This is a genomic window from Citrobacter sp. wls710, assembly GCF_005281115.1.
Lineage (GTDB): Bacteria > Pseudomonadota > Gammaproteobacteria > Enterobacterales > Enterobacteriaceae > Citrobacter > Citrobacter werkmanii.
In genome coordinates this window covers 1-431 of record NZ_SZXD01000074.1, presented here as the reverse complement: position 1 = coordinate 431, position 431 = coordinate 1, and the positions used below count along the sequence as shown (strand labels likewise).

Genomic DNA, 431 nt, shown 5'->3' with positions numbered 1-431 from the left:
ATTGATGTCTTAGGACCGGAGAAACGCAGACGGCGTACCACACAGGAAAAGATCGCAATTGTTCAGCAGAGCTTTGAACCAGGGATGACGGTCTCCCTCGTTGCCCGGCAACATGGTGTAGCAGCCAGCCAGTTATTTCTCTGGCGTAAGCAATACCAGGAAGGAAGTCTTACTGCTGTCGCCGCCGGAGAACAGGTTGTTCCTGCCTCTGAACTTGCTGCCGCCATGAAGCAGATTAAAGAACTCCAGCGCCTGCTCGGCAAGAAAACGATGGAAAATGAACTCCTCAAAGAAGCCGTTGAATATGGACGGGCAAAAAAGTGGATAGCGCACGCGCCCTTATTGCCCGGGGATGGGGAGTAAGCTTAGTCAGCCGTTGTCTCCGGGTGTCGCGTGCGCAGTTGCACGTCATTCTCAGACGAACCGATGAC

General features: G+C 53.6%; 1 pseudogene. It reads left to right on the top strand.

Features of this window, described 5'->3' with window-relative positions:
* A pseudogene (locus FDX14_RS24390) lies at window positions 1-431 on the top strand (transposase); the annotation flags it as partial.